At 59.4% G+C, this 25,324-nt stretch carries 23 protein-coding genes; 12 read left to right on the plus strand and 11 right to left on the minus strand.

The genetic code is table 11. The features are described from left to right. Positions 1-22: 22 nt before the first annotated feature. Positions 23-409 (plus strand): DUF4296 domain-containing protein, encoded by a 387-nt coding sequence (locus ABIB60_RS22070; RefSeq protein ID WP_354582500.1) that lies wholly within the window; start codon positions 23-25, stop codon positions 407-409. Between the two features lie 106 nt (positions 410-515). Here the strand turns inward: ABIB60_RS22070 and ABIB60_RS22075 are convergent, their stop codons facing one another. The 6 genes from ABIB60_RS22075 to egtB all read right to left on the minus strand — a co-directional run bounded on the left by ABIB60_RS22075 (position 516) and on the right by egtB (position 6,669). Further along, positions 516-848, minus strand: a complete 333-nt coding sequence (locus tag ABIB60_RS22075) for a tRNA-binding protein (protein ID WP_354582501.1) — start codon at positions 846-848, stop codon at positions 516-518. Positions 849-1,016: 168 nt separating this feature from the next. Further along, positions 1,017-1,580 carry a DUF922 domain-containing protein gene (locus ABIB60_RS22080; RefSeq protein WP_354582502.1) on the minus strand — a complete coding sequence of 188 codons (564 nt, stop codon included), beginning with the start codon at positions 1,578-1,580 and terminating at the stop codon, positions 1,017-1,019. Between the two features lie 84 nt (positions 1,581-1,664). Beyond that, entirely contained in the window at positions 1,665-3,038 is a 1,374-nt protein-coding gene (locus ABIB60_RS22085; protein ID WP_354582503.1) for an MATE family efflux transporter, read from the minus strand. Between the two features lie 69 nt (positions 3,039-3,107). Continuing rightward, positions 3,108-4,223 (minus strand): pyridoxal phosphate-dependent aminotransferase, encoded by a 1,116-nt coding sequence (locus ABIB60_RS22090; protein WP_354582504.1) that lies wholly within the window; start codon positions 4,221-4,223, stop codon positions 3,108-3,110. Positions 4,224-4,302: 79 nt separating this feature from the next. Next, entirely contained in the window at positions 4,303-5,322 is a 1,020-nt protein-coding gene (gene egtD, locus ABIB60_RS22095) for an L-histidine N(alpha)-methyltransferase (RefSeq protein ID WP_354582505.1), read from the minus strand. A 48-nt stretch (positions 5,323-5,370) separates the two neighbouring features. Beyond that, positions 5,371-6,669: an ergothioneine biosynthesis protein EgtB gene (gene egtB, locus ABIB60_RS22100; RefSeq protein ID WP_354582506.1), complete on the minus strand. Its 1,299-nt coding sequence runs from the start codon at positions 6,667-6,669 to the stop codon at positions 5,371-5,373. Between the two features lie 261 nt (positions 6,670-6,930). Between egtB and ABIB60_RS22105 the strand changes: the two genes are divergently transcribed. From ABIB60_RS22105 to ABIB60_RS22140, 8 genes are all read left to right on the plus strand, one after another. Continuing rightward, positions 6,931-7,164 carry a KGG domain-containing protein gene (locus ABIB60_RS22105; protein ID WP_315999744.1) on the plus strand — a complete coding sequence of 78 codons (234 nt, stop codon included), beginning with the start codon at positions 6,931-6,933 and terminating at the stop codon, positions 7,162-7,164. Positions 7,165-7,316: 152 nt separating this feature from the next. Further along, the gene (locus ABIB60_RS22110) at positions 7,317-8,387 is read left to right on the plus strand and encodes an o-succinylbenzoate synthase (RefSeq protein WP_354582507.1); all 1,071 of its coding nucleotides are present in this window, start codon (positions 7,317-7,319) and stop codon (positions 8,385-8,387) included. Positions 8,388-8,498: 111 nt separating this feature from the next. After that, entirely contained in the window at positions 8,499-9,779 is a 1,281-nt protein-coding gene (locus ABIB60_RS22115; protein WP_354582508.1) for an aspartyl protease family protein, read from the plus strand. Between the two features lie 106 nt (positions 9,780-9,885). Beyond that, positions 9,886-11,043, plus strand: a complete 1,158-nt coding sequence (locus tag ABIB60_RS22120; RefSeq protein WP_354582509.1) for a lysophospholipid acyltransferase family protein — start codon at positions 9,886-9,888, stop codon at positions 11,041-11,043. Positions 11,044-11,127: 84 nt separating this feature from the next. Then, positions 11,128-12,063, plus strand: a complete 936-nt coding sequence (locus ABIB60_RS22125; protein ID WP_354582510.1) for an alpha/beta hydrolase — start codon at positions 11,128-11,130, stop codon at positions 12,061-12,063. 202 nt (positions 12,064-12,265) lie between these two features. Then, positions 12,266-12,769 (plus strand): phasin family protein, encoded by a 504-nt coding sequence (locus tag ABIB60_RS22130; RefSeq protein ID WP_354582511.1) that lies wholly within the window; start codon positions 12,266-12,268, stop codon positions 12,767-12,769. A gap of 186 nt (positions 12,770-12,955) precedes the next feature. Next, the gene (locus ABIB60_RS22135; protein WP_354582512.1) at positions 12,956-14,644 is read left to right on the plus strand and encodes an ABC1 kinase family protein; all 1,689 of its coding nucleotides are present in this window, start codon (positions 12,956-12,958) and stop codon (positions 14,642-14,644) included. A 269-nt stretch (positions 14,645-14,913) separates the two neighbouring features. Then, positions 14,914-15,945, plus strand: a complete 1,032-nt coding sequence (locus ABIB60_RS22140; protein WP_354582513.1) for a hypothetical protein — start codon at positions 14,914-14,916, stop codon at positions 15,943-15,945. A gap of 45 nt (positions 15,946-15,990) precedes the next feature. Here ABIB60_RS22140 and ABIB60_RS22145 read toward each other — a convergent pair whose 3' ends face one another. The 3 genes from ABIB60_RS22145 to hppD all read right to left on the minus strand — a co-directional run bounded on the left by ABIB60_RS22145 (position 15,991) and on the right by hppD (position 20,616). Continuing rightward, positions 15,991-17,106 carry a porin family protein gene (locus ABIB60_RS22145; protein ID WP_354582514.1) on the minus strand — a complete coding sequence of 372 codons (1,116 nt, stop codon included), beginning with the start codon at positions 17,104-17,106 and terminating at the stop codon, positions 15,991-15,993. 436 nt (positions 17,107-17,542) lie between these two features. Further along, entirely contained in the window at positions 17,543-19,279 is a 1,737-nt protein-coding gene (locus ABIB60_RS22150) for a phospho-sugar mutase (RefSeq protein ID WP_354582515.1), read from the minus strand. Between the two features lie 203 nt (positions 19,280-19,482). Continuing rightward, positions 19,483-20,616 carry a 4-hydroxyphenylpyruvate dioxygenase gene (gene hppD / locus ABIB60_RS22155; protein ID WP_354582516.1) on the minus strand — a complete coding sequence of 378 codons (1,134 nt, stop codon included), beginning with the start codon at positions 20,614-20,616 and terminating at the stop codon, positions 19,483-19,485. Between the two features lie 200 nt (positions 20,617-20,816). Between hppD and ABIB60_RS22160 the strand changes: the two genes are divergently transcribed. From ABIB60_RS22160 to ABIB60_RS22170, 3 genes are all read left to right on the plus strand, one after another. Continuing rightward, positions 20,817-21,203: a hypothetical protein gene (locus ABIB60_RS22160; RefSeq protein WP_354582517.1), complete on the plus strand. Its 387-nt coding sequence runs from the start codon at positions 20,817-20,819 to the stop codon at positions 21,201-21,203. 82 nt (positions 21,204-21,285) lie between these two features. Next, positions 21,286-21,633: a DUF952 domain-containing protein gene (locus ABIB60_RS22165; protein WP_354582518.1), complete on the plus strand. Its 348-nt coding sequence runs from the start codon at positions 21,286-21,288 to the stop codon at positions 21,631-21,633. A gap of 98 nt (positions 21,634-21,731) precedes the next feature. Further along, positions 21,732-22,550 carry a hypothetical protein gene (locus ABIB60_RS22170; protein WP_354582519.1) on the plus strand — a complete coding sequence of 273 codons (819 nt, stop codon included), beginning with the start codon at positions 21,732-21,734 and terminating at the stop codon, positions 22,548-22,550. 54 nt (positions 22,551-22,604) lie between these two features. Here the strand turns inward: ABIB60_RS22170 and ABIB60_RS22175 are convergent, their stop codons facing one another. Continuing rightward, a complete protein-coding gene (locus ABIB60_RS22175; RefSeq protein WP_354582520.1) occupies positions 22,605-23,132 on the minus strand; it encodes a DUF2911 domain-containing protein in 528 nt (175 codons plus the stop codon). 103 nt (positions 23,133-23,235) lie between these two features. Then, on the minus strand, positions 23,236-25,164 hold the full coding sequence (locus ABIB60_RS22180) for an ABC-F family ATP-binding cassette domain-containing protein (protein ID WP_354582521.1): 1,929 nt from the start codon (positions 25,162-25,164) through the stop codon (positions 23,236-23,238). Positions 25,165-25,324: the final 160 nt, after the last annotated feature.

Here is a 25,324-nt window from a genome sequence, read left to right on the forward strand (position 1 = left end):
GCTTCCTCCTAACTTTGCTACCGTGAAACGATATTCCCGCCGCGTACTAACCTGCCTAACGGCGCTGACTCTGGTAGTTACGGCCTGCCAGAAACCCGAGGAAGTGCCGGTGCCGCCCCGTCTGCTGCCCCAGGATAAAATGGTGAGCCTGCTCATTGAGCTGCACCTGCTGGAAGCCCGCACCGAAGCGGCTGCACTACCCCAGGATTCTTCCCGGGCCCTGTTTCGTCAGGCCCAGAAGGATCTGTACTGGCGCCACGAAATCGACGATTCCACCTTCGTGCAGAGCTACCGCTACTACGCCACCCACGACAAAGACCTGGACAATATCTACTCTGCCGTGGTGGATAGCCTGTCCCTGCGCGAAGTGAAACTCACCACGTCCAGCACCCCGCCTCCGCACCCGTGAGGTGAAATGGTGATTTAGTGATTTAGCGACTTAGTGAGGTTGACGTTCAATCCTCATAGATGGTGCAAACAGAACGTCAACCTCACTAAGTCGCTAAATCACTAAATCACATCAGGCGGCTGCCGTTGGGTACGGAGCCGGCCAGGGCGGTTAATACGATGTGGCCCTCAGCATCGGGTAGGCCGGTAACCAGCACTTCGGACATGAACGAGCCAATTTGCTTGGGGGGAAAGTTGACGACGCACAGCACTTGCCGGCCCACCAATTCGGCGGGTGTGTAGTGGTGGGTTATCTGGGCGCTGGACTTCTTGAGCCCGATTTCCGGGCCTAAATCCAGGAGCAGCTGGTAGGCCGGCCGCCGGGCTTTGGGAAATTCCCGAGCCTCCAGAATAGTGCCGGCCCGGATATCTACTTGTTCAAATTCAGCCCAGGTGAGCATTAGTAAGTGAGTAAATGAGCGAATGAGTGAAGCCGCTATGCCAGTGACGCGGACGCGGCAATATGCATCACCCGAGCAACAACCCCAAGTTGCGAAGCTGGCTAATGCCTGGCTTCAGACCCTAATCCGAATAAGAAAACTCACTTATTCGCTCATTTACTCATTTACCTACTGCAGCGCAAAAGCCTGGGTTTGTACTAGGCGTTGCTGCACCTGCTGCTCCCAGGCCTGCTGGCGGGCCGTGTTGAGGCCGTGGTTGGATTCCTGGTCGTAGCGGGCTTCCTCGCGCTGCCAGGCCAGAAAGGCCGCTTTGGTGATATTGCCGAAGGCCGGCTGCAGGTGCTCACAATCCAGCTTCAGGAGGCTGAATTTCTGGCGCAGCAACCGGGCGTGCAGCTCCGTCAGGTCGAAGTGTAGCTGCTCGTGGCGCAGCAGGGCCGGCGTGGCCCGGGCCGCGTTGCGCACCCACGACTCGGAGGGCGTGAAAACGGCCTTCACCTGCGCCGAAAACTGGTAATCAACGCAGCCCACCTTGGCGTCAATAGTGGAGGAGGTAAGGGCCTCCAGGCGGTCGGTGTTGGGCCGGGCCTTAAAGTCGTCCCAGGTGAGGGGGCGGTTGGCGCTCCAGGCCAGGGGAGGCAGTTTGGCCGGAGCCTGGGCCGGTGCAATAGTTGGGGCAGCTGAGGCAGATAACAGGCTAAACAGCCAGAGCGGGGCGAGAGAAAACAGCATGCGGCGCTACAAGTGAGCAGGTAGAAGGCAAAGTCAGACGTAGGAGCAAAGGAGCAACAACCAGACCAGCGGCCGGGTAGGCGCTTAACGTGCAGCCAGGGCGGGTTCGTTCACTGAGGCCGGCAACCCTATGCGGCGGTTCCGGAAGCGCACCAGCAGCACGCCCGCTACCAGCGTAAGGCCAGTGAGTAAGCCTATCCACACGCCGGTAGCGCCCCAGCCCAGCCGGAAGCCCAGCACGTAGCCCAGGGGCAGAGCCACAACCCAGTAGGCCAGCAGGGCTACCACCGAGGGTACTTTTACGTCCTCCAGGCCGCGCAGGGCGCCCAGACCCACTACCTGCACACCATCCGAAATCTGGAAGGCCGCCGCAATAAGCAGCAGCCCCGCCGCCTGCTTCACCACGGCCGGGTCGTGGTTGTAATACTGCGGAATATGGTGACGGGCCAGAATCAGCACCAGCCCCATCAGGCTCATAAAGGCGAAGGTGATGAGGTAGGCCATGAAACCCGCCTGTCGGGCCCCGGCCCCATCCTGCGCGCCCATGTACTTGCCCACCCGAATGGTAGCGGCGGCGGCAATGCCGCTGGCCGCCATGTAGGTAACTGAAGCCACGTTAATGGCAATTTGGTGGGCGGCCTGTTGGGTAATGCCCAGCCAGCCCATCATCAGGCCGGCAAAGCTGAAAGCCCCCATTTCAAAGGTCATCTGCACTCCAATGGGTGCGCCCAGGCCCAGCAGCCGGCGTAAGCCCGCCGCATCGGGCAGCAGGTTGAGGGCGGCCGCCTGGCGGTAGGGGCGCAGGCGCACAGCCAGCAGCACGTAGGCAGCCATCAGTATGGCCATGAGTACGCGGGCAATAAAAGTAGCCCAGGCGGCCCCCATCATGCCCATTTCTGGCAAGCCCAGCTTCCCGAATACTAGTCCATAGCACAGCACTGCATTAAGCACGTTGGCCTGCACCGACAGCAGCATGGCCTGGCGAGTGAGGCCCAGCCCTTCGGCAAACTGCTTAAAGCCCTGGAATACCATGAGCGGCAGAAAGGACAGGAACATCACGCGCACCCAGGGCGTGGCCAGCTCCACTACCGGGGCGGGCTGGTTGAGGTGGGGCAAGATGAAGGGAACCAACAGGCCGAATAGGGCCAGGACTATTCCTGCCAGAACGCTCAGCCACACGCCGTTTACCAGCAACCGGCCCAGCAGGGGTACGTCGCGGCGGCCGTCGGCGGCGGCTACCAGCGGCGTGATGCCCATGGTAGTGCCCAGGCCCAGCATCATCACCACCGTACTCACGTTTACGCTCAACGATACGGCCGCCAGCGGAATCTTACCGGTTTGGCCCACCACCATACTGTCGCACACGTTTACTAGCACGTGGCCCAGCTGGCTTAGCATAACGGGGTACGCCAGGCTGAGCGTAGGAATTAGATGAGCACGGAAGGCGGAACGGGACATAGCAACGCAGGAAAAACCGCCGCAAAGGTACGAGGAAGTACGCCGCTTGTGGGGCCCCGCAACACTACTTCACCCAACCAGGTTTGGATCCAGCTGCCGCAATGCTGTGCTCAACCGGTTCAATGCCTCATGCAGCACCGGCTCGGGCACCGCGTACGAGAGCCGCACAAAGCCAGGCGCACAGCAGAGGCTGCCATTCACTACCTCCAGCCCTGCCTGCCGCAAGTGCTGCACCAGCTGGTCAGCCGCTGCCTGGGGCCTAGGGGCCGGTGGTAAGTAAGCCCGCAAATCAGGGAAGAAGTAGTACGTTGCTTCCGGCACTACCAGTGGCACGCCGGGTAAGGTAGCCAGGTGAGCCAGCATGAGGGCCCGATTGGTATGCAGCTGACTAACCAACCCGCTGGCCACACTGGCGGCAGCCTGCGTAACGGCCAAGGCCGCGTGCTGAGCCGGCACCGCTACGGCCCCGCCGGTAGCATGCAGCCGGGCGGCGCACTGCCGGGCCAGCGGCTCGGGGGCTACCAGGTAGCCCACGCCCCAGCCAATGAGAGCCAGGGACTTGCTAAAGCCATTGACTACTAAATGCCGGCCCCGAGGGTCCGGAAATTCCAGCAGGGAAGGCGTGGGCTTGCTGGCAAAACTGATCAGGTCGTATATCTCGTCACTGAGCAGGTAGAGGTTCGGGAAATCCTGGGTGACGGCCAGCAGAGCCCCTAGTTCCTCGGGCTGGTAAACGCGGCCGGTGGGGTTGTTGGGGTTGGAAAACAGCAGGAGCCGAGTACGCGGCGTGAGGGCGGCCCGTACCTGTTCCGGGTGCAAAGTGTAGCCATCGGCGGAGGAAAGCGGCAGTTCCCGCACCACGCCCCCGGCCTGGGTAATCAGCTCCCAGAAACCAAACCAGTTGGGCGTGGGCAGCAGCACCTCATCACCGGGCCGCAGCACGGCCGCCAGCAGCAGCGACAGGGCGGCTTTAGCACCGGGCGTTATTACCACCTGCCCGGGTGTCACGCTGGTGCCCTCCAACTGCTGATACCGGCCGGCAATGGCCTCCTGCAACAGCGGCAGCCCCGCCGCCGGAACCACCGGCAGCTGCCCGGCCTGTATACTGCGAATGGCCGCTTCGGCAGCTACTGCCGGAGTAAGGAATGTGCCGTAGCCGGAGGCCAGACTAAGAAGTTCGGGCATATTTACGAAACCGCCGAAGGGAACAGCCGGGCTTCTCCCTTCGTGTTATGCAAAAGATTGAACAAGTAGAAACCCCGTATCAGGCAGGTTGCAGCAACACGTCGGCGAAGAAGTCCTGCTCATCCGTGAAAATCTGCTGCACTTGCAGGCCCGCTTCCCGCGCCAAGGCAGTAATGCCAGGGCGGGTAAACTTATAGGAGTTTTCGGTGTGAATCATTTCCCAGGCGGCAAACTCCACCTGCCAGTCTAGGGCGGTAAACTGTACCGTTTGGGCCCGGGTGCTTACCAGGAATGACCGCACCGCCCCGCTCATGGGGTCATAATCGGTGTAGTGCTGCCAATGCGCAAGGGCAAAGTTGGCACCCAGCTCCCGGTTCAGGCGGTGCAGCAGGTTAAAGTTGAAAGCCGCCGTTACGCCCTGCTCATCGTCATAGGCTGCCCTGATCCGGCGCGGGTCCTTCTGCAAGTCAAAGCCCACCAGCAGCCGGTCGTCGGGGGTGAGGGGGCGGGCCAGGTTGCTGAGAAAAGCGTGGCGGTCTTCAGGAAAAAAATTGCCGATGTTGGACCCCAGAAACAGCACGGCTTTGCGACCGGGCCGGCTGGCCATCAGGCGTAGCGCGTCGGCATAGTCGGCTACCACCGGCTCCACGCGCAACTCGGGCAGCTCGGCCCGCAGACTGGCCGCCAGCCCATTCAAGGCCGCCTCCGAAATATCCACTGGCACGTAGGTAAACCGGGCATTGCTTTCCAGCAGCTGGCGCAGCAGAATCTTGGTTTTCAGTCCGTCGCCCGCTCCCAGCTCCAACAGAAAGAAATGCTCATCGGGGTTTTGGGGGCGCAGGGCCTGGCCAATGGCGACCTGGTGGCGGGTAAGCAGGGCAAACTCGGTGCGCGTGGGATAGTACTCGGGCAAGGCCATAATCTGCTGAAACAGCCGGCTGCCCTCATCATCGTAGAAATACATGGATGAGAGGGCCTTAGATGGCTTACTCAGACCGGCGCGTACGTGCTGAGCCAGGTCGGCGCTGGCGGCGGGCACAGGGGCCGAAGTTGATTCGGTGGGCATGGAGGGGTGGGGCGCGAACGGAAGGACAGACATGATGGGAGCGGGAAGGGAAGACAAGCGGCGAGTGAGAGGGGTGTTAGCTCAGCGGGCCAGACGGATACCCGTAAACTGCCAGCGCTTGTCGGCCTGGAAAAAATTGCGGTAGGTGATGCGAATATGGCTTTCCGGGGTAGCGCAGGACCCACCCCGCAGCACTAGTTGGTTGATCATGAACTTGCCATTGTACTCGCCCAGGGCACCGGCCGCCCGCTGGTAGCCGGGGTAGGGGTGGTAAGCGGAGTAGGTCCATTCCCAGGCGTCGCCCAGCAGCTGATGGCACTGGTCGGCGGGGGCGTCAGGGGCCAGCGGCTGCGGGTCGAGCCGGTTGCTTTCCAGGAAGGTGCTCCCGGTGGTGGTGGGCTGAAACTGCCGGGCGGCAATTTCCCACTCCTGCTCAGTGGGCAAGCGGTGGCCGCGCCAATGAGCGTAGGCGTCGGCCTCGTAAAAGCTGACGTGCGTAACGGGAGCCGCCAGATTTACGGGTTGCAGGCCGCTGTGCGTGAAGCGGTGCCAGCGGCCCTCCTGCAAAGTCCAGTACAAAGGTGCTTCCCAACCCTGCTGCTGCACCAAGTCCCAGCCTTCACCCAGCCAGTACCGGAAGTCCCGGTAGCCGCCGGCTTCCATAAACTCCAGGTACTCGGCGTTAGTTATCAGGCGGTTCTGCAGCTCGAAGTCGGCCACGTAAGTATCGTGCGGGGCCTGCTCATTGTCAAAGCAGAAACCTTCTTCCTGAAACCCGATGCGGTGCACCCCGCCCGCTACCGGCAGCCAGCTAGCCGGCGGTACGGTTGCCGCCGGCTGCGGGGCCGGGGCGGGCTGGTAAGCCGGGGCCAGGGGGCTGGTGCTCAGGATGTATTTTATATCGGTGGCCAGCAGCTCCTGGTGTTGCTGCTCGTGCTGCAGGCCCAGCTCAAACACCTCCCGCGCCGCTTCCGGCAAGCCGCCCTGCGTGAGCAGGCGCTGCATGTGCTCATCCACGTAAGCCCGGTACTGGTACACCTCGTGCAGGGCCGGCCGCGAAAGGGTGCCCCGGTCGGCGCGGTTTACGCGGGAGCCCAGGGAGTTATAATAGGAGTTAAAGAGAAAGGCATAGTCCGGGTGAAAAACGGTGTAGTCCGGCAGATACTCCCGCAGCAGAAATGTTTCCCAAAACCAGGTAGTATGCGCCAGGTGCCACTTGGGCGGACTGACATCAATAACCGGCTGCACCACGGTGTCTTCGGGGAGCAGGGGGCGGCACAGGGCTTCTGTTTGGTGGCGGATGGTGGTGTAGCGGCCCGCCTCAGGAGCCGCAACGGCAGAAACGGGTGAGGCAAAGGCAGGCGCTGGAGAAGCGGACATGGGCAGGGAATATTTCAGGAGCTACACTGCATAACGCGAAACCGGAGCAGTAGTTTTTGGCGCTTGCCTTGACAAGAAGCAAGGCGCCGAAGGAACCCGTACTGCTCAGTACATATACGGACTAGCTCATCAGTACAAAGTGGTATTTTAAACGAATAAGCTGGTATTCGGGGCCCAAAGTCGGGATAAAGAGCAACATTCCACCGTACCAGGACGACATTGCCAGCAGTTGACCTTTCCATTCCAATCAACCAACCCGCTATGAACGCCAAGCAAACCACTCGGGCTACTCCCGAAACGCCCGTAACCAAGCGCCCCCGTGGCTTCGCCGCCATGGATGCCGCCACCCAACGCCGCATTGCCAGTGAAGGCGGCCGCGCTTCTCACCTGAGCGGCCGCGGACACCGTTTTACCTCAGAGGAAGCCCGTGCAGCTGGCCGTAAGGGGGGCCAAGCTAGCCGCGGACGCGGCACTCAGGGCACCGCCGCAGAATAACGTCTCCTCTGAGTACGACGACGGAACTGGTTTTGCCGGTTCTGTCGCTTAGTGCAGCGCCGCTGCCAGCCGGGTTCTTCCGGCCGGCAGCGGCGTCTGTGTTTTCCGGCGGCGCGTATATTGCCATCTGCCCATCTTCCTGCCCTTATCTTATGTTGCAGCTGCGCTACTCCCGGCGTGATTTACGCTTTACCTTCCCGGCCCGTACCTCCCGCGGAGCTCTCACCCAGCACTCGGCCTACTACCTGCACCTGCAGCACACCCAGCAGCCCCACGTGATAGGGCTGGGCGAAGCCGCCCCCCTGGCTGGCCTCAGCCCCGACCACCGCCCCGATTTTGAGGCTACCCTGGATGGGTTCGTGCGGGAGTTTAACCGCCGACAGCTCCGGGAGCTGCTGCCCCAAGAAGCCCTGGAGTTGGTGGGCCCCGAGTGGCCGGCCCTACGCTTTGCCCTCGAAACGGCTACCCTCGACTGGCAGCACGGCGGCCAGCGCCAGCTGTACGACACGGCCTTTAGCCGGGGGGAGGCCGGTATTCCTATCAATGGATTGGTATGGATGGGCGACGCCGCCTTTATGCGGCAGCAAATCGAGAAGAAGCTCACCGAGGGCTATACCTGCCTGAAATTGAAAATTGGCGGGCTCGATTTTGCCACGGAGCTTGCCATTCTGGCCGAAATACGGGCTGTGGCCGGGCCCGAGTACCTCACTCTGCGGGTAGATGCCAATGGTGCTTTTGGGCCCGAGGAGGCCCTGGGCAAACTGGAGCAGCTGGCCTGCTTTGAGCTGCACTCCATTGAGCAGCCCATTCAGGCGGGGCAGTGGCCACAGCTGGCCGAGGTTTGCCGCCTGTCGCCGGTGCCGGTGGCGCTGGATGAGGAGTTGATTGGCCTGACGGAGCCCGCCCGCCAGGAGGAGCTGTTGGCCCTAACCAAACCGGCTTATATCATCCTGAAACCTACCCTGCTGGGCGGGCTGCAGGCCAGCCAGCAATGGATGCGCCTGGCCGAGACCCACCACATTAACTGGTGGCTCACTTCCGCCCTGGAGTCCAATGTGGGGCTGAATGCCATCAGCCAGTTGGCGGGCTTGTGCGCTACCCCCGGTTTTCCGCAGGGGCTGGGCACCGGGCAGCTCTACCATAACAACGTAGCGTCGCCGCTGCATATCCGGGGTGGGCAGTTGCTCTACGGGGCCCAGAGCCAGTGGGAGGAGTTGGAATAAGCCCGGGACTAAACAGCGGCGGCTCCCTTTAGAAACAGGAATATTTCTTGTTTGGAGAAGCGCAAATAGGGAGCATTTTCAGTAAATTACCAGGGTACTTCTACGCTGGTTATGGTGCTGAAAATGCGCGTTCTGCTGCTGTTTGCGGGCTGGGGCCGGGTGGCCGGTTGCCTGCTGCTGGCAGTTGGGCTGTGCGTAGGCTCGGTGCAAGCGCAGCCGGAAGCATTTCGGTTTACCAAAGCCGGCGCCCGGCAGGTAAAGTTGCCCTTTCTGCTGCAGCGCAACCTAATTGTGGTAGAAGCCTGGCTGAACAACAAGGGACCCTACAACTTTCTGCTGGATACGGGTATCGGCACTTCCCTCATCACCGACCCCTACGTGGGGCAGGAGTTAAACGTAGCCCTGCAAGGCCGGTTTTTGGTGGCCGGGGCCGGGGAGGAGCGGCCCCTGGAGGCATTTAGGATACCCTCGGTGGCCGTGCGCCTTTCCAACGCCATTGAGGCGCCCGAGCTGCCCTTTCTTATCTTATCGGAGGATGTGCTGAACCTGTCGGGCTACGTGGGTATGCCCATCCACGGCCTGTTGGGCGCCGATGTATTTCGCAGCTTCGTAGTAGAAATTGACCCGGCTGAGCAGCAGCTTACCTTTCGCAGCCCCACCCGCTACGCTGCGCCGCGCGGTAAACGATGGGCCCGCATTCCGCTGGATATGGAAGGCCGCAAGTCGTACGTAACCCTGCCGGTGCAGCTGAGTGCCTCGCTCACGCTGCCCCTCCGGCTGGTGCTGGATACCGGGGCCGGCCACGCCCTTTCCCTGGAAACCACTTCTGATGAACGGCTGGTCCTGCCCGAAACCCGCTTGCGCACGCCCCTGGGCCGGGGCCTGAATGGCAACATCAACGGTTACCTGGGCCGCGTAGCGGCCCTGCAGCTGGGCCGCTACCGCATGCCGGCCTTGCTTACCTCCTTCCCCGATGCCGCCGATGTAGCCCACCGCGCCGATGCACCCCGCAACGGTAATCTGGGCTTTGAGCTGCTCAAACGCTTCAACATCATCATCGACTACACGCATAATGTGCTGCTGCTCCGTCCCAACGTCATGTTTAAGGAGCCCTTCGAGCACGATATGTGCGGCTTTGATGTGCTGGCCCTGGGGCCTAGTTACCGGCGCTACAAAGTGCTGCGCATTGAGCCAGAGGGCCCGGCAGCTCAGGCTGGCATTAAAGCCGGAGACGAAATCATGTCAGTAAACTTAATTCCGGCCGAGTTCCTTTCGTTAAACCAGCTCAACCGGATGCTGCACTCCGAGGATGGCCGGGCCCTGCTTTTTGTGCTCCGCCGCCCCGATGGGGAGCTGTTTAACACCACCGTGCGCCTGAAGCGGCAGATTTAGACGCATAGCGTGCTGGTGGCGCAACCCCGGAGTAAACAAAAGCAGTACATTAGAAGCGCCGCCATTCGGCGGGTTTCGTCCCATCTGCCGTTCTGCCTGCCCACTCATGGCTCACCCACCCGCTGCCTTGCCCCAGCCGCCTCCCGCCATTCTGGCCAACCAGCACATCTACTCCGACCATTTTGATGAGCAGTTTGTGGAAACCCTGGACCGGAATATCCTGCAGCTCCTGGACCGGGTGTGGTTTCGCTCAAAGCTGGTGGGCTTCGAAGAGTATCCGCAGCGTAACAACCCCGAGCGCCCCCTGATTTTCGCCTCCAACCACTCGGGTATGGCCTTCCCCTGGGATGCCATGGTGGCCCTCTCGCATTTGTGGCGCGTGCTGCCCGACCTGCGCGACCTGCCCCGGCCGCTGTCGGCGCCCATGCTCTCCCAGTCGGCCCTAATGAACCCGTTTCAGGTGCAGGACTTCTGGAAGCGCTGCGGCTGCGTGGATGCCACCACGCTCAACTTCGAGACGATGATGTACTACAACGACCACAACCTGATGCTGTACCCCGAGGGTGTACCTGGCATTGGGAAGGGGTTTAACAACAAGTACCGGCTGCAGCGGCTGGCTACCAGCACCGTGCGCATGGGCATCCTGCACCGCACCGATATCATCCCGTTTTACACCATCAACGGGGAGTACCTTAATCCCTACACCTATAGTTGGGCGTGGGTAAACCGGCTTAGCAAAAAAGTGGGTATTCCATTCATTCCAATGGGGCCCGTAATTCTGCTGGTGCTGTTGCAGCCGTGGTTTTTCTACATGGCCTTTCCGGCCAAGCTCACCTTCGTGCTGGGCTCCCGCATCAAGCCCTACGAGCTGACCAACAAAACCACCGATGAGCTGACCCGCCCCGAATACGAGGACCTTTCCAACCAGGTGCGTGCCCGGATGCAAACGGAGCTGGACGCCGCCGTGCGCCAGTACGGGCAGCACCCTTACCAGTGGAAGGAGCTGTGGCAGCGCATCAAGGAAAACTGGCGGTACTTCCCGTTTTTCCTGCCCTGGGCCTGGCCCGCCCTGTTTCGGGAGTTTGAGCGCCAGTACATGCGCAACGGCCGCCGCGACTTCGACCTGGATTTGCGCAGCCCCGGTACGTACTGGCGCATGTTGTGGCGCAACCCATTCACCCTTACCTTCTTCATCCCCGTATTAGGCTGGATTCCCATTGCTATTCGGGGCTACAAAGGCCACCGTCTTAGCCAGAATAAATAGGTTTCCGGCTGTTTCTCCCGCAGCGGCCCTAGTACCAACAGTACCCGTCGCTCTGTTTGCCCCGTTCCGTCTACCATTCCCCCCATGCCTTCCACCCAACACCTGCTCCTCAAGCAGCTCCTGACGGCCGGTACCGGCCCGCTGGCCCGCCACCGGCCCCGGCTGCCGGCCATGCGGCTGGCCTTTGAGTTGATGTCCTTTGGGCAATTGATGCCCTGGAACGTCTTTCTGGAAGATGCCGACATTGAAGGGATGCCTGCCGAGTGGGTACGACCGGCCGGCGCCGACGCCAGCCGGGTAGTGCTGTACCTGCACGGCGGGGGCTACGTGCTGGGCTCCCTGAACACGCACCGGGCTTTGGTGGGTACGCTGGCCCAGCGCTGCGGCGTTACGGCGCTGGCCATCAACTATCGCAAAGCCCCCGAGTACCCGTTTCCGGCCGCCCTCGATGATGCTCGTTTGGCTTATCACTGGCTGCTCGGGCAGGGCTATGCCCCGGCCAATATTATGGTAGCCGGCGACTCGGCCGGTGGTGGGCTGGCGCTGGCGTTGCTCCTAACGCTCCGCGATGCTGCTGAGCCGCTGCCGGCCGCCGCCATCGGCCTCTCCCCCTGGACGGATCTGCTCCTGCCGGTTGGTAAGGTGCGGCGGGTAGCGCAGGAGGAAAGCCAGGTACTGGAAGCCTTGGAAATTAGAGGTTGGGGCCCGCTATATGCCGCCGAAACCCCGCTAGCCCACCCGCTCCTCTCGCCCGTGCAGGCCGATTTGGGGGGGCTGCCCCCACTACTTATCCAGATTTCTGATGCCGAGGTGCTAGGCGACGATGTGCAGCGCTTTGCCGCCAAAGCCCGGGCCGCCGGTACCCCCATTACCCTGCAAGTGTTTGAAGGATTGGTACACTGGTGGCACCTGTTCTGGCGCTTCCTGCCCGAAGCCCGCACCGCCCTCGATCAGGTGGCCGAGTTTACGCGACAGGTGTGGGCCAATGCGGCACTACCCGCCTCCCGGCAAGCGGCCTGAAATGGTGAAAATGAATCAAACAAAGCTCTTTGCTCTCCAGAAAGCTGGCTGAAAAAGAAAAATATGTACTCAGACTCAACTATATAGTAGGGTTTTCGTAGGTTTGTTGAAAGTAGTATGCTTGCATACTACTTCGCTGCTTTGCTGTCTTTACGCTTTCGTTGTACTTCATTCTCACCCTTACCTCTAACTGCCCAGTTTCATGGAAGATCTGTTTAAAAAGTTCATAAACGCCGGCGTCGGCTTCGTGTCGCTCACCAATGAGCGGGTACAGAAAAGCATTGACACCCTGGTGCAGGAAAGCAAGTTGTCGGAGCAGGAAGGCGCCAAAATCATGGACGACCTGAAGAAAAACACCGACGCCAAGCGTAAGGAGCTGGAAAAGCAGGCCCAGGGCCTAGCTGCCCGGCTGCTGAAAACGGTAGGCGTAGCGCCTAATGCTGATGTGGAGGAATTGAAGCGCACCGTGAAAGGCTCGAAGGCATCGGGCGCGGCGGCTACTCCCGCCAAGAAAGCGGCGGCTAAAACGGCCGCTCCGGCCAAGAGTGCTGCTGCTAGTACCGCCAGCAAAGCGGCCGGCACCGTGAAAAAAGCCGCTACGGCTACTGGCACGGCCGCTACCAAAACCCAGAAGGCTGCTGCCGGTAAAGCTGGCGCTGCCAAGCCGGAAAGTGCCGGTGCTGGATCGGCAGAAAGTAACGCCTAAGGAATACCTACCCGTTTTTTTAAAAGCTCCGTCCGTGGCAAAGCGGGTGGAGCTTTTTTATGCACTTATTTCGCAGATTAAGGAGAAGTAATACGTGATAGGTCGCTGATCTTGTGCGCACCGTAAGCTGAACTGCGCGCCAGCCGAATCCGTGAAATCTGCTTAATCCGTTTAAATCCGTGATGCATGTTTAAGAATACCATCTCCAACCTCACGCGCATCCGGCAGGTAGCCGAGGTACTGATCCGCTACGGATTTGAGGATGTGGTGACGAGTACGGCCCTGCGGCGCCTGGTGCCCAACAGCCGGCGGCGCTCCTGGCAGGAGGGGGAGCAGGCGGTGTTTGAAACCACTCGTTGGCAGCGCATCCGCATGATTATCGAGGAGCTTGGGCCCACTTTCATTAAGTTGGCCCAGGCCCTTAGCAACCGCGCTGACCTGCTGCCCGAGGCGCTGATTGATGAGTTTGAGAAGCTGCAAAGCAACGTGCCCCCGTTTCCGGTGGCCCAGGCCCGGCGCATTATCGAGCAGGAGCTGGGCCGGCCGCTGGATGAGGTGTTCAGCGAGTTTGAGGAAGTGCCGCTGGGTTCGGCCAGCATTGGGCAGGTGCACGGCGCGCGCCTACTTACGGGCGAGAAAGTGGTAGTGAAGGTGCAGCGCCCCGATGTGCAGGAAAAAGTGCGCACCGACCTGAGTCTGCTGCACGAGCTGGTACGCCTGACGGCCCCGTTCCTGCGCCGCCAGGGCCTGAGCAACCCCCAGGATATTGTGGATGCCTTTGAGCGGAGCATGACCAAGGAGCTGGACTACACCTCGGAGGCTCGCAGCATGGAGCAGTTTCGCAAGCTCTACGAAGACTACGACTCGTTTTACATTCCGCGGCCGTACCGGGAGCTAAGCACTAACCGCATTCTGGTAATTGAGTTTGTGAGCGGCTGCAAAATCACGGATAAGCCCCAACTGCTGGAATGGGGGCTGAGCCCGGAGAAAGTAGCCGAAACCGGCATGGATATTTACCTGACCCAGATATTTGAGTTCGGGGCCTTCCACGCCGACCCCCACCCCGGCAATGTGCTGGTGCGCCCCGATGGTACCCTGGTACTCATTGACTTTGGAATGGTGGGCCGCCTTACGCGCCAGCAGAAGTACGCTTTTGCCGGCGTGTTTATTGGGATGGCCCGGCAGGATGCGCGCAGCATGGCCCTGAATTTCCGGCGCCTGGCCATTACCTCCGAGATACCCGATATGCGCGCCTTTGAGGCCGACCTCAGCCAGTTGATTGAGGATTTTGCCCTGCTCGACGTGAAGGAGATGAGCATGTCGGACTTGGCTGACGCGCTCCAGAGCATCATCTATCGCTACAAGCTGCAGGTGCCCGGCGCGGTATTTCTTATTCTGCGGGCCCTGGTGATTCTGGAAGGGATTGGCAAAGTGCTGCACCCGCGCTTCAACACGTTTGAGTTTGTGCGGCCGTACGGGGCCCGCATCGTGGGGGAGCAGTATTCCATGGAAAATATCCAGAGCGAAGCCTTGTATACTGGCACGCAGCTGCTGGCTCTGCTGCAAACCCTGCCCACCGATGTGCGCCAGATCATGCGCAAAATATCACGCGGCGACTTGCGGGTGCGCGTGGAGCTGAGCGGCTACCAACTACTGCTGCGCAAAGCCGACCAACTAGTGAGCCGCAGCATACTGGCCGCCATTACGGTAGCCGTTATCCTGTTTGCGGGGCTGAGTTTGCTGGGGCGCTACTCACCGGCCATGCCTTACTACAATGGGCTGCCGGGCATCACCTGGTGGAGCATTTCGGTAGCGGTGTTTCTGGTGCTTGTGCTGCTGCTGCTGGATGGCCGCCGCGAAAAGCGCCGGGAGTAGCGCAACTGGCGCAAATCCGCAGGAATGGGTGCCGTTTTATTCAAACTGAAAAGTCTGATAGAAGTTGCCTTGATAGGTGCTTAACGGTGTTTGGGGTGTGGTTTTCGGTGGTAACTACTGGGTCGTTAAAAGTCGGATAATGCGGAATTCAGGGCGGCAATGCACGCCAGGTCAGCGCAACTTGCCGACGCTTACACCACAACCCGTAGGCGTACCCCCACATGGCACTTCGTTCAATTCTTGCCGCATGCAGCTCCGCCCACCGGGTTGTGCTGAGTGCTTTCCTAGTAAGCTCGGTTCTGGTTGCTCAGGCCCAAACCAGCCCGGACCAGGAATCCTACGAAACCCAAAAGCGCTTGAGCGTGGGCGTTACCAAATATGCGGAGGCGCGCACGGCTCTGACCGGCTTTATCCGGCGTCGGGCCGTACGGGTGCAGAAGCAGGAGGAAACGCCCGAGCAGCTCACCGCTGAGTTCAGCCTGCCCGCCGCCGAGCTGCCCCGACTTGATTCACTGGTAGCCGGGCTGGGCTACGTGCTGGAAAACAACCTGAATACCCACAACCTTACCTCGCGCCTGCAGGAGCTGGGGGCCGATGAGCGGGCGGAAGCAGCCCGGCTAGCGGCTGCGCAAAACCGGGCGCGGGAAGAGAAGTTGCCGTTGGAGGAGCGCACCACCCTGCAGAATGAGGTAGTGCAGCGCGAAACCCGCTTGCGCCAACTGCAACAGCAGCAGCAACTACTCACCAGCCATAAAGGGCAAGCCTACGTGTCGTTGCGGCTGTTTGATGAAATCAGCTTCCCGACCGGCAACCGGCGCGTAAGCTTTGTAAACATGCCGGGAATGGAGTACGCCTACCTGCGCCTCGATAACCCCAGAATCGGCCTCACCAGCCCGGCCTACCAGGGCTACGCCATCAAGTACCTGTTCACGCGGGGTAAGAGCTACTTCAACCTGGGCGTGTACAAACCCACTACTACCAACAAGACGGATTCGGCCTTCGTGAATGAGCTGTTCGTTATCAACTTCGGGCAGGATTTCTACCCGCGCAACTTCGGGCGGGGCCGGCGCCGCTACCTCAACCTGTACACCAGCTACCAAGTGGGTGGCTTCATCCTCAACCGCAACGATGACCAGAAGAACGACTTCATCCCCAACCTCAACCTGGGCTTGGGAGTGGAGCTGATCAAAACCCGCCACATTCTGCTCGATACCAAGGCCAGCTACTTCGTGCCCCTCACCAGCCGCAGCCGCGACCTGCGCGGGTTGCTAGGCCAGGCCTCGTTCAACTTTGTGTTTTAGGAGTTTGAAGCTGACAAGCACGGCTCGCCCGCAAAATACATGAGGTTAAAACGCTAAGCCGACGTCCAGCCGAAGCGTCATGCGTGCCGGATCGAAAACATAATCCAGGCGGCCTTCCACCGATAATTGGGGCTTGGGTAGCAAAATTCCTACGCCGGCGGCGGCCCCTATACTATTGCTAATGGGAATTTTGAGCGGGCGCCGTACGGGGGTAGGCTTGTCTGAATCCTGGAAAATTTCTGCCGACTTACGGTTGAAGTTGAAGGAGTAGGCCGGCCCCGCGTTTACATAAGGTCGCCAGCTTGTGGTTGGCAAAGTGTACCGAAACAGAAACGGTAGTTGGATTTGCGAGTAATTTATCTCGACGGCCCTTGTAGTTGTGTAAGTAGCATAGCCATTATATATAGCCACCGGCGTGTACTCACTGTTGATTTTGGCATAGGTTACTTCCGCTTGCAGACCCCAGGCACGTTTAGAGCTAACCAGTAGAAAGAGCCCGGCCTGGTGGCCCAGTTTGGCCTTTGGTTGCCCCAGGCCAGTAACTTCCTCGCTGAAACGAGTAGTGTTCAATCCTGCCTTCACCCCGAAATGAGTGCGGTAGCCCCCGAAAGTGGTGAGCTTGTTACTTGCCTGCTGCGGAAATCGGCACGTATTATAGGTTTGCACCAACTGTTGCAGGCTACCAGCATTATAGCGGTAAAGACTCTCAATAATTAGATTCGAAAAGTCCAGCTTGGCACAGCCGGGCATCACCCGCAGGTAGGCCAGACGCGGCGTGCGTGGCTGAATTTCAACCACATAAGCCGAATCGACAGGCTGGAGGAAGTATCGGGTTTCGCCATCAGCATTTTCACCGGAATACAGGGAAACCGGGCCTCGCAGCAAGGGAACTAGAAATTTTGGTGCTGCTTGGCGGTGTACGGCTTTACTGACGCGAATTGGTCCGGTTTCGTCGCCGTACGCAATAGCCTGCGTGGGCGTAAAGGTCTGGCCAGATTGGTTGGGTAGCTTAAGTCGCACCTCCTGCAGGCGCTTGTTGAAAGATACTTGCCCTCGTAGGGTGTCGCCGGCCGACGTAACTAAAAAATCAGAGGTTAGCCTTTGCGCTGAGAGATGGGTGATGCATAGAATTGAGAAAACTATAGTGTAGAAAAATTTCATTTTGCAGCAAGTGATGAAAGAAGAAACAGACGAACTGAACCAATGGTAAAGCTAACGCGGGTAAACCATTTGCCTTTATCAGGAGTGATATTAGCGCAACTTGTTAACTAGTTTGTGCCCTTAGCAGCCGCAGCCGCGTCCTACGCGGGTTGCTAAACCAAGCCTCGTATTAGTCATAAAGTTTGGTAGAAGATGCATCGTAACTAAGAGCATGTTTGGGATTTGATGAAACCGTCGTTTCTGTCATGCTGAGGGAAGTCAAAGCATCTTCACCGTTTTTCTGGATCGGTGCAGACGAAGCGGTAGAGATGCTTCGACTTCGCTCAGCATGACGTTCTTTTCAAATTCCCAAACACGCTTTTAATTGGGGTGGTATAAGACACCAAGAGCCGCCACACTCAGTGTAGCGGCTCTTGGTGTCTTATCAACTCAGAAATTATTTCAGTTGCATATCGTCAATGATGCGCTGGATTTTCTCGCCGGCCAGCTTGTCGGCCAGGTCGAAATCAACGGGGGATTTGAGGGGCTGACGCACGCTGAAGTAGAACTTGATTTTGGGCTCGGTGCCGCTGGGGCGAGCCGAAATCTTGCTGCCATCTTCCAGAATGAACTGGAGCACGTTGGAGCTTTCCAGGCCGGTTTCAGTTTCTAAGTTGGTGCGCAGGTCTCGGATGCGGCCGGTTTTGTAGTCGCGCAACTCAATTACGGGCAAGCCGGCAATAACGCGGGGTGGGTTGGCCCGTAGCTCAGCCATCATTTCCTGAATTTCCTCAGCGCCGCGCTGGCCCTTCTTCGTCAGGGAAATCAGGTGCTCCTTATAGAAGCCGTAGGTGCAGTACATCTGCACCATTTCCTGGTACAAAGTGCGGCCGTGGTCCTTGGCTACAGCGGCCATTTCCGCTAGCAGGGCACAGGCCGAAATGGCGTCCTTGTCGCGCACGAAGTCGCCAATCATGTAGCCGTAGCTTTCCTCGCCGCCGCCGATGTAGTTTTGCTGGCCTTCCAGGTCGCGGATGATGCCGGCAATGTACTTGAAGCCGGTCAGCGTCTGGTAGGCTATCACGCCCTGCTGGCGGGCAATATCGCCCAACACGTCACTGGTGACAATGGTGTACACGATAAAATCCTGGGCGGTGGCTTTACCGGCCTGGCTGCGGGCCGAGAGCAGGTAATGCGTAAGCAGGGCCGCCGTTTGGTTGCCGTTTACCAGCACCCACTCGCCGTGGTTGTTCTTCACCGCAATACCCACGCGGTCCGAGTCGGGGTCGGTGGCCAGCACCAGGTCGGCGTCGAGGGCTTTGGCTTGGTCGAGGGCCATTTGCATGGCTACTTTCTCCTCCGGGTTCGGCGACTGTACGGTGGGGAAGTTACCGTCGGGCGTGGCTTGGGCTTCTACAATGTGCACGTTGGTGAAGCCCAGTTGGGCCAGGGCCGGGGGCACCATGGTAATACCGGTGCCGTGCAAGGGCGTAAACACAATCTTCAGATCATGCTGGCGCTCAATAGCGGTGGGGTTGATGCTGAGGGCTTTGACCTGGGCCAGATAGGCCGCGTCCAGCTCCTGACCAACCAAGTGAATGCGCGAGTTATCGGCCGTGAACCGCACGTCGGCTACCGACTGAATGGCCTCTACCTCCCGGATGATGTTCTTATCGTGGGGGGCCACTACCTGGGCGCCGTCGTTCCAGTACACTTTGAAGCCGTTGTATTCCTTGGGGTTGTGGGAGGCCGTCACCACGCAGCCGCTCTGGCAACCCAGATGGCGAATGGCAAACGACAGCTCGGGCGTGGGCCGCAGGGCTTCAAACAGGTACACCGTAATGCCGTTGGCCGAGAAGATACCAGCTACCAGCTCCGCAAACAGTCGGCTGTTGTTGCGCGAGTCGTGGGCCACGGCCACTTTAATTTCCTGGCCCGGAAACGACTGTACCAGGTAATTGCTTAGGCCCTGAGCCGCCATGCCCAGCGTGTAGCGGTTCATGCGGTTGGAGCCCGCGCCCATGATGCCGCGCAGCCCGCCGGTGCCAAACTCCAGGTTGCGGTAAAACGCATCCGAGAGAAAATCTTCCTGGTTTTGAGCCTGCAGGTTCCGAATTTCGGCGTGGGTGTCGGGGTCGTAGCTGTCGGTGAGCCAGGAGTTGATCTTGGCTTGAATGTCGGGCGTAAGGGCCATACGTGGGTGCTTTGGGAGATGAACTGAGTTCGGGAGAACGGCAGTAAAGAAAAGAGGTTTTATCGGAAATGAAGTGGTCCTACGAATGGCCCGCAGGGCTTCGTAGGACCACTTCCGTTGCTGACTCCCGCAATGTACGCCGTTCAACGGGAGTAGTCCTACGAAGCCCTGCGGGCCATTCGTAGGACTACTTACCGTGTGATTTACAGATTGCCGCGCAGGGCCTGTTCCCGCTCAATAGCTTCGAACAGGGCCTTGAAGTTGCCTTTGCCGAACGACTTGGCGCCTTTGCGCTGGATGATTTCGTAGAACACGGTGGGGCGGTCTTCTACGGGCTTGGTGAAAATCTGCAGCAGATAGCCTTCCTCGTCCCGGTCCACCAGCAGGTTCAGGTCACGGATGCTGTCCAGGTCCTCGTCAATGTGGCCCACACGCTCCAGCAGGTCGTCGTAGTAGGTGTTGGGCACCTGCAAAAACTCCACGCCCCGGCGGCGCAGTTCGGTTACCGTCTGGCGGATATCGTGGGTAAGTAGGGCCATGTGCTGCACGCCGGCTCCGTGGTAGAAGTCGAGGTACTCTTCAATCTGGCTCTTTTTCTTGCCTTCGGCGGGCTCGTTTATGGGGAATTTCACGTAGCCGTTGCCGTTGGAAACCACCTTGCTCATCAGGGCCGAATACTCGGTGCTGATGTCGTCATCGTCGAAGGTAATGAGCAGCTTAAAGCCCATCACGTCCTCGTAAAACTTCACCCACTCGTTCATCTGGCCCCAGCCCACGTTGCCCACGCAGTGGTCCACAAACTGCAAGCCCACGGGCGCACCCTGCGGTATGTTGCTGGTTTTGGCCACGAAGCCGGGCAGGAAAGGCCCCGAGTACTTGCTGCGCTCCACGAAGGTGTGGATGGTTTCGCCGTAGGTGTAAATGCCGGCCATGGTCACCTCGCCGTGCTCATCCGATACGGTGTAGGGTTCGAAAGCGGGCTTAGCACCGCGCTTGGTAGTTTCCTCGAAGGATTTGCGGGCGTCGTCCACCCACAGAGCCATCACCTTCACGCCGTCGCCGTGCTGGGCTACGTGGCGGGTAATGTCGGAGTCGGGCAGGAGGGACGTGGTGAGTACCAGCCGGATTTTGTTCTGCTGGAGCACGTAGCTGGCTCGGTCGCGCTGGCCGGTTTCAGGGCCGGCGTAGGCCACTAGCTCAAAGCCAAAAGCGGCCTGGTAAAAGTAGGCCGACTGCTTGGCGTTGCCCACGTAAAACTCCAGGTAATCAGTGCCATTGAGGGGCAGAAAGTCGTGAGCGGGATGGGCCTGGACGGCCGGCGAGGTCATGGTTTCCATAGAGGAACGGCTTGGGTGGCGGGTGGAAGTGTTGGTTGGGGTAAAAATACTGGTTTACCGCAAATGATTCCCCACGCCTGCACTTTGCGGCTCAACAGCAAGCCATGGCCGCCGGTTCTGCGTAGGTAGGGGCAGCGGAAGGCGCGGGAAACTGCCAATTCCTCCCCACCTTTGCACCCTAACCTAATGTTTTAGCTAGTATGAATTCGGAAGAGCTGAACCGCGCCCTGGTGGCCCTCATCGAGAAGAAAGCCGAGCTGCACAAGCTCACCTACGATGATGCCCGCTACGACGATGTAGAGGAAGAGCTACACGACCTCGAAGACGATTTCAACGACGAATACGGCGCTTTCCTGGAAGCCGCCCTGGAAAAAGTGCACAACGACCTGGGCTCCGACACCGACGTGCTGCTGCCCACTGCCTACCTGCCGGTGAACACCAGCGGTACGCCTACGCCCAAGGAAGGCGTCTGGATTGACTCCGAAAAATACTCCGGCAAAGAAGCCCGCCTCACGCTGGTACCCAATCCCACGCGCCTGGTACTCACGGTAGGCAAAGCCGTGCAGCAGGAAGTGTGGAAAGCTTAATTGGAAAGTAAAAGGTGAAAAGTCAAAAGTAAAAGCTCACGTTTGGGCTTTTACTTTTGACTTTTCACCTTTTACCTCTCACATGCTTTACCGTATTGCGCAGCCCGCCGATTGGCACCGGGCGCAGGAAACCGGGTTTTTTGAAAGCGCCGATTTAGCCGCCGAAGGGTTTATTCACGCCTCTGAGCTGACCCAGGTGCTGGAAACGGCCCGGCTGTACTATCGGGCCAGCCTTGGCGCAGTGCTGCTGGAAGTGGATGAAGCGGCGCTGGAGGCTGCGGGTATCCGGGTGGAGCGGGAATGGGCCGAGCGACGCCAAGCGTACTTTCCGCACGTATTCGGGCGTATCTCACTGGCGGCGGTGCGGCGCTGCTGGCCGTTTCCGGTGGCTGATGATGGTACCGCTCAACTGCCCGCTGAAATAAAGTAAGTAAAACTGGAACTATTCTTGCAACGGCACTAGCAGCGGCCGGACCATTGGTTGGTCCGGCCGTTTCTGTTACTCATTAGTTCACTTATCCGATGCCAATGACTACTTCTACCCATCTGTTCTCTATGCTATTAACCGGAATGCTGGCCCTGCTCTTATCTGCCTGCGGGGCCAGCACCTTCCTGGCCGTGGAGCCGGCCCGCTCCAACGGGCCCTGGGTGAATGGGCATCCCACCAGCGTAGTAAGTCACCCCGATAGTGTGTACGTGCGGGCTGGTTTCATCCGAGCCGATGACAACGAGCTGGTGTTTGAGGTGGCTTACCTGAACTATTCCGATAAGCCCGTTCTCATTGCCCCCGAGACATTCTATTATATGGCCGTGCCCGATACGTTGGCCGACAGTACCCGCGTGCCGACTCAGTATTTTGAGGCTCGCCGCCTGGCCGCCGACCCGGAAGTGCGACTGGGCCAATTGCAGGCCAAACTGAAGGAGCATGAGCGCAAGGCCGATAACGTGAGCTGGTTTGAAATTCTGACCAGCGTGGCCAACATTGCCGAAGACGTATCCAGCATCAAGAAAAAGGAAACCGACCAGCAAATAGCGGAGCGGGATGCTCGCCATCAGGACAGTCAGGCCTACTTCGACAACCAGCGCCTCGACCACGCCGAGCAAGCCGACCATCTGTACTCTCAGACGACGGCGCTGGAAGCCGTAGTGTTGCGTAAGAACACACTAGAGCCAGGGCAGGGGATACGCGGGCAGGTGTTTTTTCCGCGGATGGATGTGGCACGCAAGCTGCGACTAGTGGTATTCTTCGATGAGCGGCCGGTGCAGTTCACCTTCAACCAAACGGTGCGGGGCGCCCGGCAATACCAGCCCGCCCCCGCGGCCGTAGCTCAGACGCAACCCCACTAACGCGAAAAAGCCAGCAGATGCATCTGCTGGCTTTTTTGTGCTCTTGCTGGCGGGCTATTTCAGCGCAACTAGCACTTCCTGGTTTTCCCAGCGCAAAATCAGGCCCTGGGGCGTTACCTCGTACACGAGGCGCTCAGCCATGCTAGAAGCTTTACGCGGGGTAGCCATTACGCGTAGGGCATCCTGCTTTTCATCGTACTTGAAAGCGCCCCATTGCTTGGCCGTTTTGTTGAAAATGATGGTCCACTGCTTTTCCGTTGGAATGACGAACAAGGCGTAGGTGCCGGCGGGCAGGGCTTTGCCTTGCACAGTCAGGGGTTGGTCGGTGGTGAAGGTGGTGGCTTCGTTGGCGCCGGCCCGCCATACCTGGCCGTAGGGAACCAGTCCGCCCCAAATGGTGCGGCCCTTCACGGCGGGGCTGCTGTAAGCTACCGTAACCGTGGCCTTGCCGATTTTGCCGGTGGTCGTAGCCGCCGGGCTGGGTTTTTCCTTGGCAGCGTCCTGAGCCTGGCTGTGTCCAGCCGCCCAGAGAATACCGACGAACAACAGCATCAGCACGCGGAAAAGACGAAGGTTTTTCATTGATGTGGGAGAAGAAAGGTGAAAAAAATACCCAGCCCCCGGGTAGGAGGCTGGGTAAATTACAAAGTCAGCACCAATTGGTTTCGGCGTCCGCTTGGAGGGCTTACACGAAATCGGCCAGCTCCAGCCAGCGCATGCCTTTGTCGTCGAGGGCCGACTCGGTGCGTTTCAGCTCAGCGGCCCAATCGGCCAGCTCCTGGTGGGAGCCACTGCCGGAGTTGAGCTTCTCGATGAGTTCCTCCTTCCGGGCTTCCAGCTTCTCGATTTCCTTTTCCAGGGTTTCGTATTCCTTTTTCTCGGCAAAGGTAGCCTTGCGTTTGGGCGGTGCCGGTGGGGTAGGAGCGGCTACCGGCGCGGGAGCCGGGGCGGCGGCCACGGCCTTGGCGGCGGCGCGGGCGGCTTTGGCTTCCTTCTCAGCGGCTTCCAAAGCAGCTTCGGTTTCGCGTTCGGCCAGGTACTCACGGTAATCCGTATAGTTGCCGGGAAAATTGAGCACGGCCCCGCCGGGTTCCAGCACAAACAGGTGCTCGGCCAGCTGGTCGAGGAAGTACCGGTCGTGGCTGACGATGAGCAGGCAGCCCGAGAAATGCAGCAGGAAATCCTCCAGAATGTTGAGCGTCCCGATGTCCAGGTCGTTGGTCGGTTCGTCGAGAATCAGGAAGTTGGGGTTCTTGATAAGCACGCGCAGCAGCTGCAGGCGGCGCTTTTCGCCCCCGCTCAGCTTGCTTACCAGCGTGTACTGCTGGGCGGGCGGAAATAGGAACAAGCTTAGGAACTGGCTGGCTGTAAGCACGTCGCCGTTGGCCAGTTCTACTACCTCGGCTACTTCCTTCACAATGTCAATTACGCGCTGCGAGGGGTCGAATTCCAGCTCCGTTTGGGTGTAGTAGCCGAACACGGTGGTCTGGCCCACGTCCACGGTGCCGCTGTCCGGTTTGAGCTTGCCGGTGAGCATGTTCAGCAGCGTGCTTTTGCCCGCGCCGTTGGGGCCCACTAAGCCGATGCGGTCCTTCTTCTTGAATACGTAGCTGAAATCGTCCAGCACCACATTTTCCCCAAAGGCTTTATTGAGGTGGCTGGCTTCAATGATTTTGCCGCCCTGACGGGTGGTTTTCACGCTCAGCTCCACCTGCTGTTTGCTCAGGTTGGTGCTGGCCTTTTCCTTGGTTACGTAGAAGGCATCGATGCGGGCTTTTTGCTTGGTACCGCGGGCCTGGGGCATGCGGCGCATCCACTCCAGCTCCTTCTTAAACAGCTGGCGGGCCTTTTCCACCTCGGTGGCTTCGCGCATTTCCCGGTCGGCCTTCTTCTCCACGAAGTAGGCGTAGTTGCCCTGGTAGCGGTACATCTGGCCCTTGTCCAGCTCCACAATTTCATTGGCCACTTTGTCCAGGAAGTACCGGTCGTGGGTGACCATGAGCAGCGTCAGGTTCGGCGACGACAACCGGTTTTCCAGCCACTCAATGGTGGCCAGGTCCAAGTGGTTGGTTGGTTCGTCGAGCAGCAGCACATCGGGCTCCTCAATGAGCACGCGGGCCAGGGCCACGCGCTTGCGCTGCCCACCCGAGAGCATACTGATATTGCGGGTCAGCAACTCCCCCAAAATGCCCAGGCGGCTCAGAATCTGCTGCACCTGCGCCTCGTAGTCCCAGGCGTTGAGGGCGTCCATGCGCTCCATCACCCGCTGCAGGTCGTCGGGGTCGTGGTTGGGGTCGTTTACTACGTGCTCGTACTCCTTGATGGCCTTGAGCGTATCGTTCTGGCTGGCGAAGATGGTTTCCTCCACCGTCAGCGTTTCATCGAAGTCGGGGTTCTGGCCCAGGTAGGTCACCCGGATGCCTTTACGCACGCTCACCTCACCGGTATCGGGCGGCTCAATGCCGGCCAGCACCTTCATTAGGGTGGTTTTACCGGTGCCGTTAATGCCCACAAAGGCCACGCGCTGGCCCTGCTGCAGCCCAAAGTTCAACTCCTTAAACAGCCAACGGTCGGCGTAATTTTTTCCGAGGTTCTCGGCAGATAGCAAATTCATGCTGCAAAGGTAGGAGCTAGGAGTTAGAAGCTAGGAGGGAAGTAATAAGGTGACGCATGAAGACCGTCATTCCGAGCGGAGTCGAGGAATCTCGCGTGCTGATGTCAGAGTAACTTCTGCAACATCAGCACGCGAGATTCCTCGACTCCGCTCGGAATGA

Source organism: Hymenobacter sp. UYP22 (genome assembly GCF_040547285.1).
Lineage (GTDB): Bacteria > Bacteroidota > Bacteroidia > Cytophagales > Hymenobacteraceae > Hymenobacter.

Excerpts from the sequence above, each read along its gene's own strand:
- ABIB60_RS22075 (WP_354582501.1), bottom strand. The coding sequence starts at position 848 with ATGCTCACCTGGGCTGAATTTGAACAAGTAGATATCCGGGCCGGCACT.
- ABIB60_RS22080 (WP_354582502.1), bottom strand. The coding sequence starts at position 1,580 with ATGCTGTTTTCTCTCGCCCCGCTCTGGCTGTTTAGCCTGTTATCTGCC.
- ABIB60_RS22085 (WP_354582503.1), bottom strand. The coding sequence starts at position 3,038 with ATGTCCCGTTCCGCCTTCCGTGCTCATCTAATTCCTACGCTCAGCCTG.
- ABIB60_RS22090 (WP_354582504.1), bottom strand. The coding sequence starts at position 4,223 with ATGCCCGAACTTCTTAGTCTGGCCTCCGGCTACGGCACATTCCTTACT.
- egtD (WP_354582505.1), bottom strand. The coding sequence starts at position 5,322 with ATGTCTGTCCTTCCGTTCGCGCCCCACCCCTCCATGCCCACCGAATCA.
- egtB (WP_354582506.1), bottom strand. The coding sequence starts at position 6,669 with ATGTCCGCTTCTCCAGCGCCTGCCTTTGCCTCACCCGTTTCTGCCGTT.
- ABIB60_RS22105 (WP_315999744.1), top strand. The coding sequence starts at position 6,931 with ATGAACGCCAAGCAAACCACTCGGGCTACTCCCGAAACGCCCGTAACC.
- ABIB60_RS22110 (WP_354582507.1), top strand. The coding sequence starts at position 7,317 with ATGTTGCAGCTGCGCTACTCCCGGCGTGATTTACGCTTTACCTTCCCG.
- ABIB60_RS22115 (WP_354582508.1), top strand. The coding sequence starts at position 8,499 with ATGGTGCTGAAAATGCGCGTTCTGCTGCTGTTTGCGGGCTGGGGCCGG.
- ABIB60_RS22120 (WP_354582509.1), top strand. The coding sequence starts at position 9,886 with ATGGCTCACCCACCCGCTGCCTTGCCCCAGCCGCCTCCCGCCATTCTG.
- ABIB60_RS22125 (WP_354582510.1), top strand. The coding sequence starts at position 11,128 with ATGCCTTCCACCCAACACCTGCTCCTCAAGCAGCTCCTGACGGCCGGT.
- ABIB60_RS22130 (WP_354582511.1), top strand. The coding sequence starts at position 12,266 with ATGGAAGATCTGTTTAAAAAGTTCATAAACGCCGGCGTCGGCTTCGTG.
- ABIB60_RS22135 (WP_354582512.1), top strand. The coding sequence starts at position 12,956 with ATGTTTAAGAATACCATCTCCAACCTCACGCGCATCCGGCAGGTAGCC.
- ABIB60_RS22145 (WP_354582514.1), bottom strand. The coding sequence starts at position 17,106 with ATGAAATTTTTCTACACTATAGTTTTCTCAATTCTATGCATCACCCAT.
- ABIB60_RS22150 (WP_354582515.1), bottom strand. The coding sequence starts at position 19,279 with ATGGCCCTTACGCCCGACATTCAAGCCAAGATCAACTCCTGGCTCACC.
- hppD (WP_354582516.1), bottom strand. The coding sequence starts at position 20,616 with ATGGAAACCATGACCTCGCCGGCCGTCCAGGCCCATCCCGCTCACGAC.
- ABIB60_RS22160 (WP_354582517.1), top strand. The coding sequence starts at position 20,817 with ATGAATTCGGAAGAGCTGAACCGCGCCCTGGTGGCCCTCATCGAGAAG.
- ABIB60_RS22165 (WP_354582518.1), top strand. The coding sequence starts at position 21,286 with ATGCTTTACCGTATTGCGCAGCCCGCCGATTGGCACCGGGCGCAGGAA.
- ABIB60_RS22170 (WP_354582519.1), top strand. The coding sequence starts at position 21,732 with ATGACTACTTCTACCCATCTGTTCTCTATGCTATTAACCGGAATGCTG.
- ABIB60_RS22175 (WP_354582520.1), bottom strand. The coding sequence starts at position 23,132 with ATGAAAAACCTTCGTCTTTTCCGCGTGCTGATGCTGTTGTTCGTCGGT.
- ABIB60_RS22180 (WP_354582521.1), bottom strand. The coding sequence starts at position 25,164 with ATGAATTTGCTATCTGCCGAGAACCTCGGAAAAAATTACGCCGACCGT.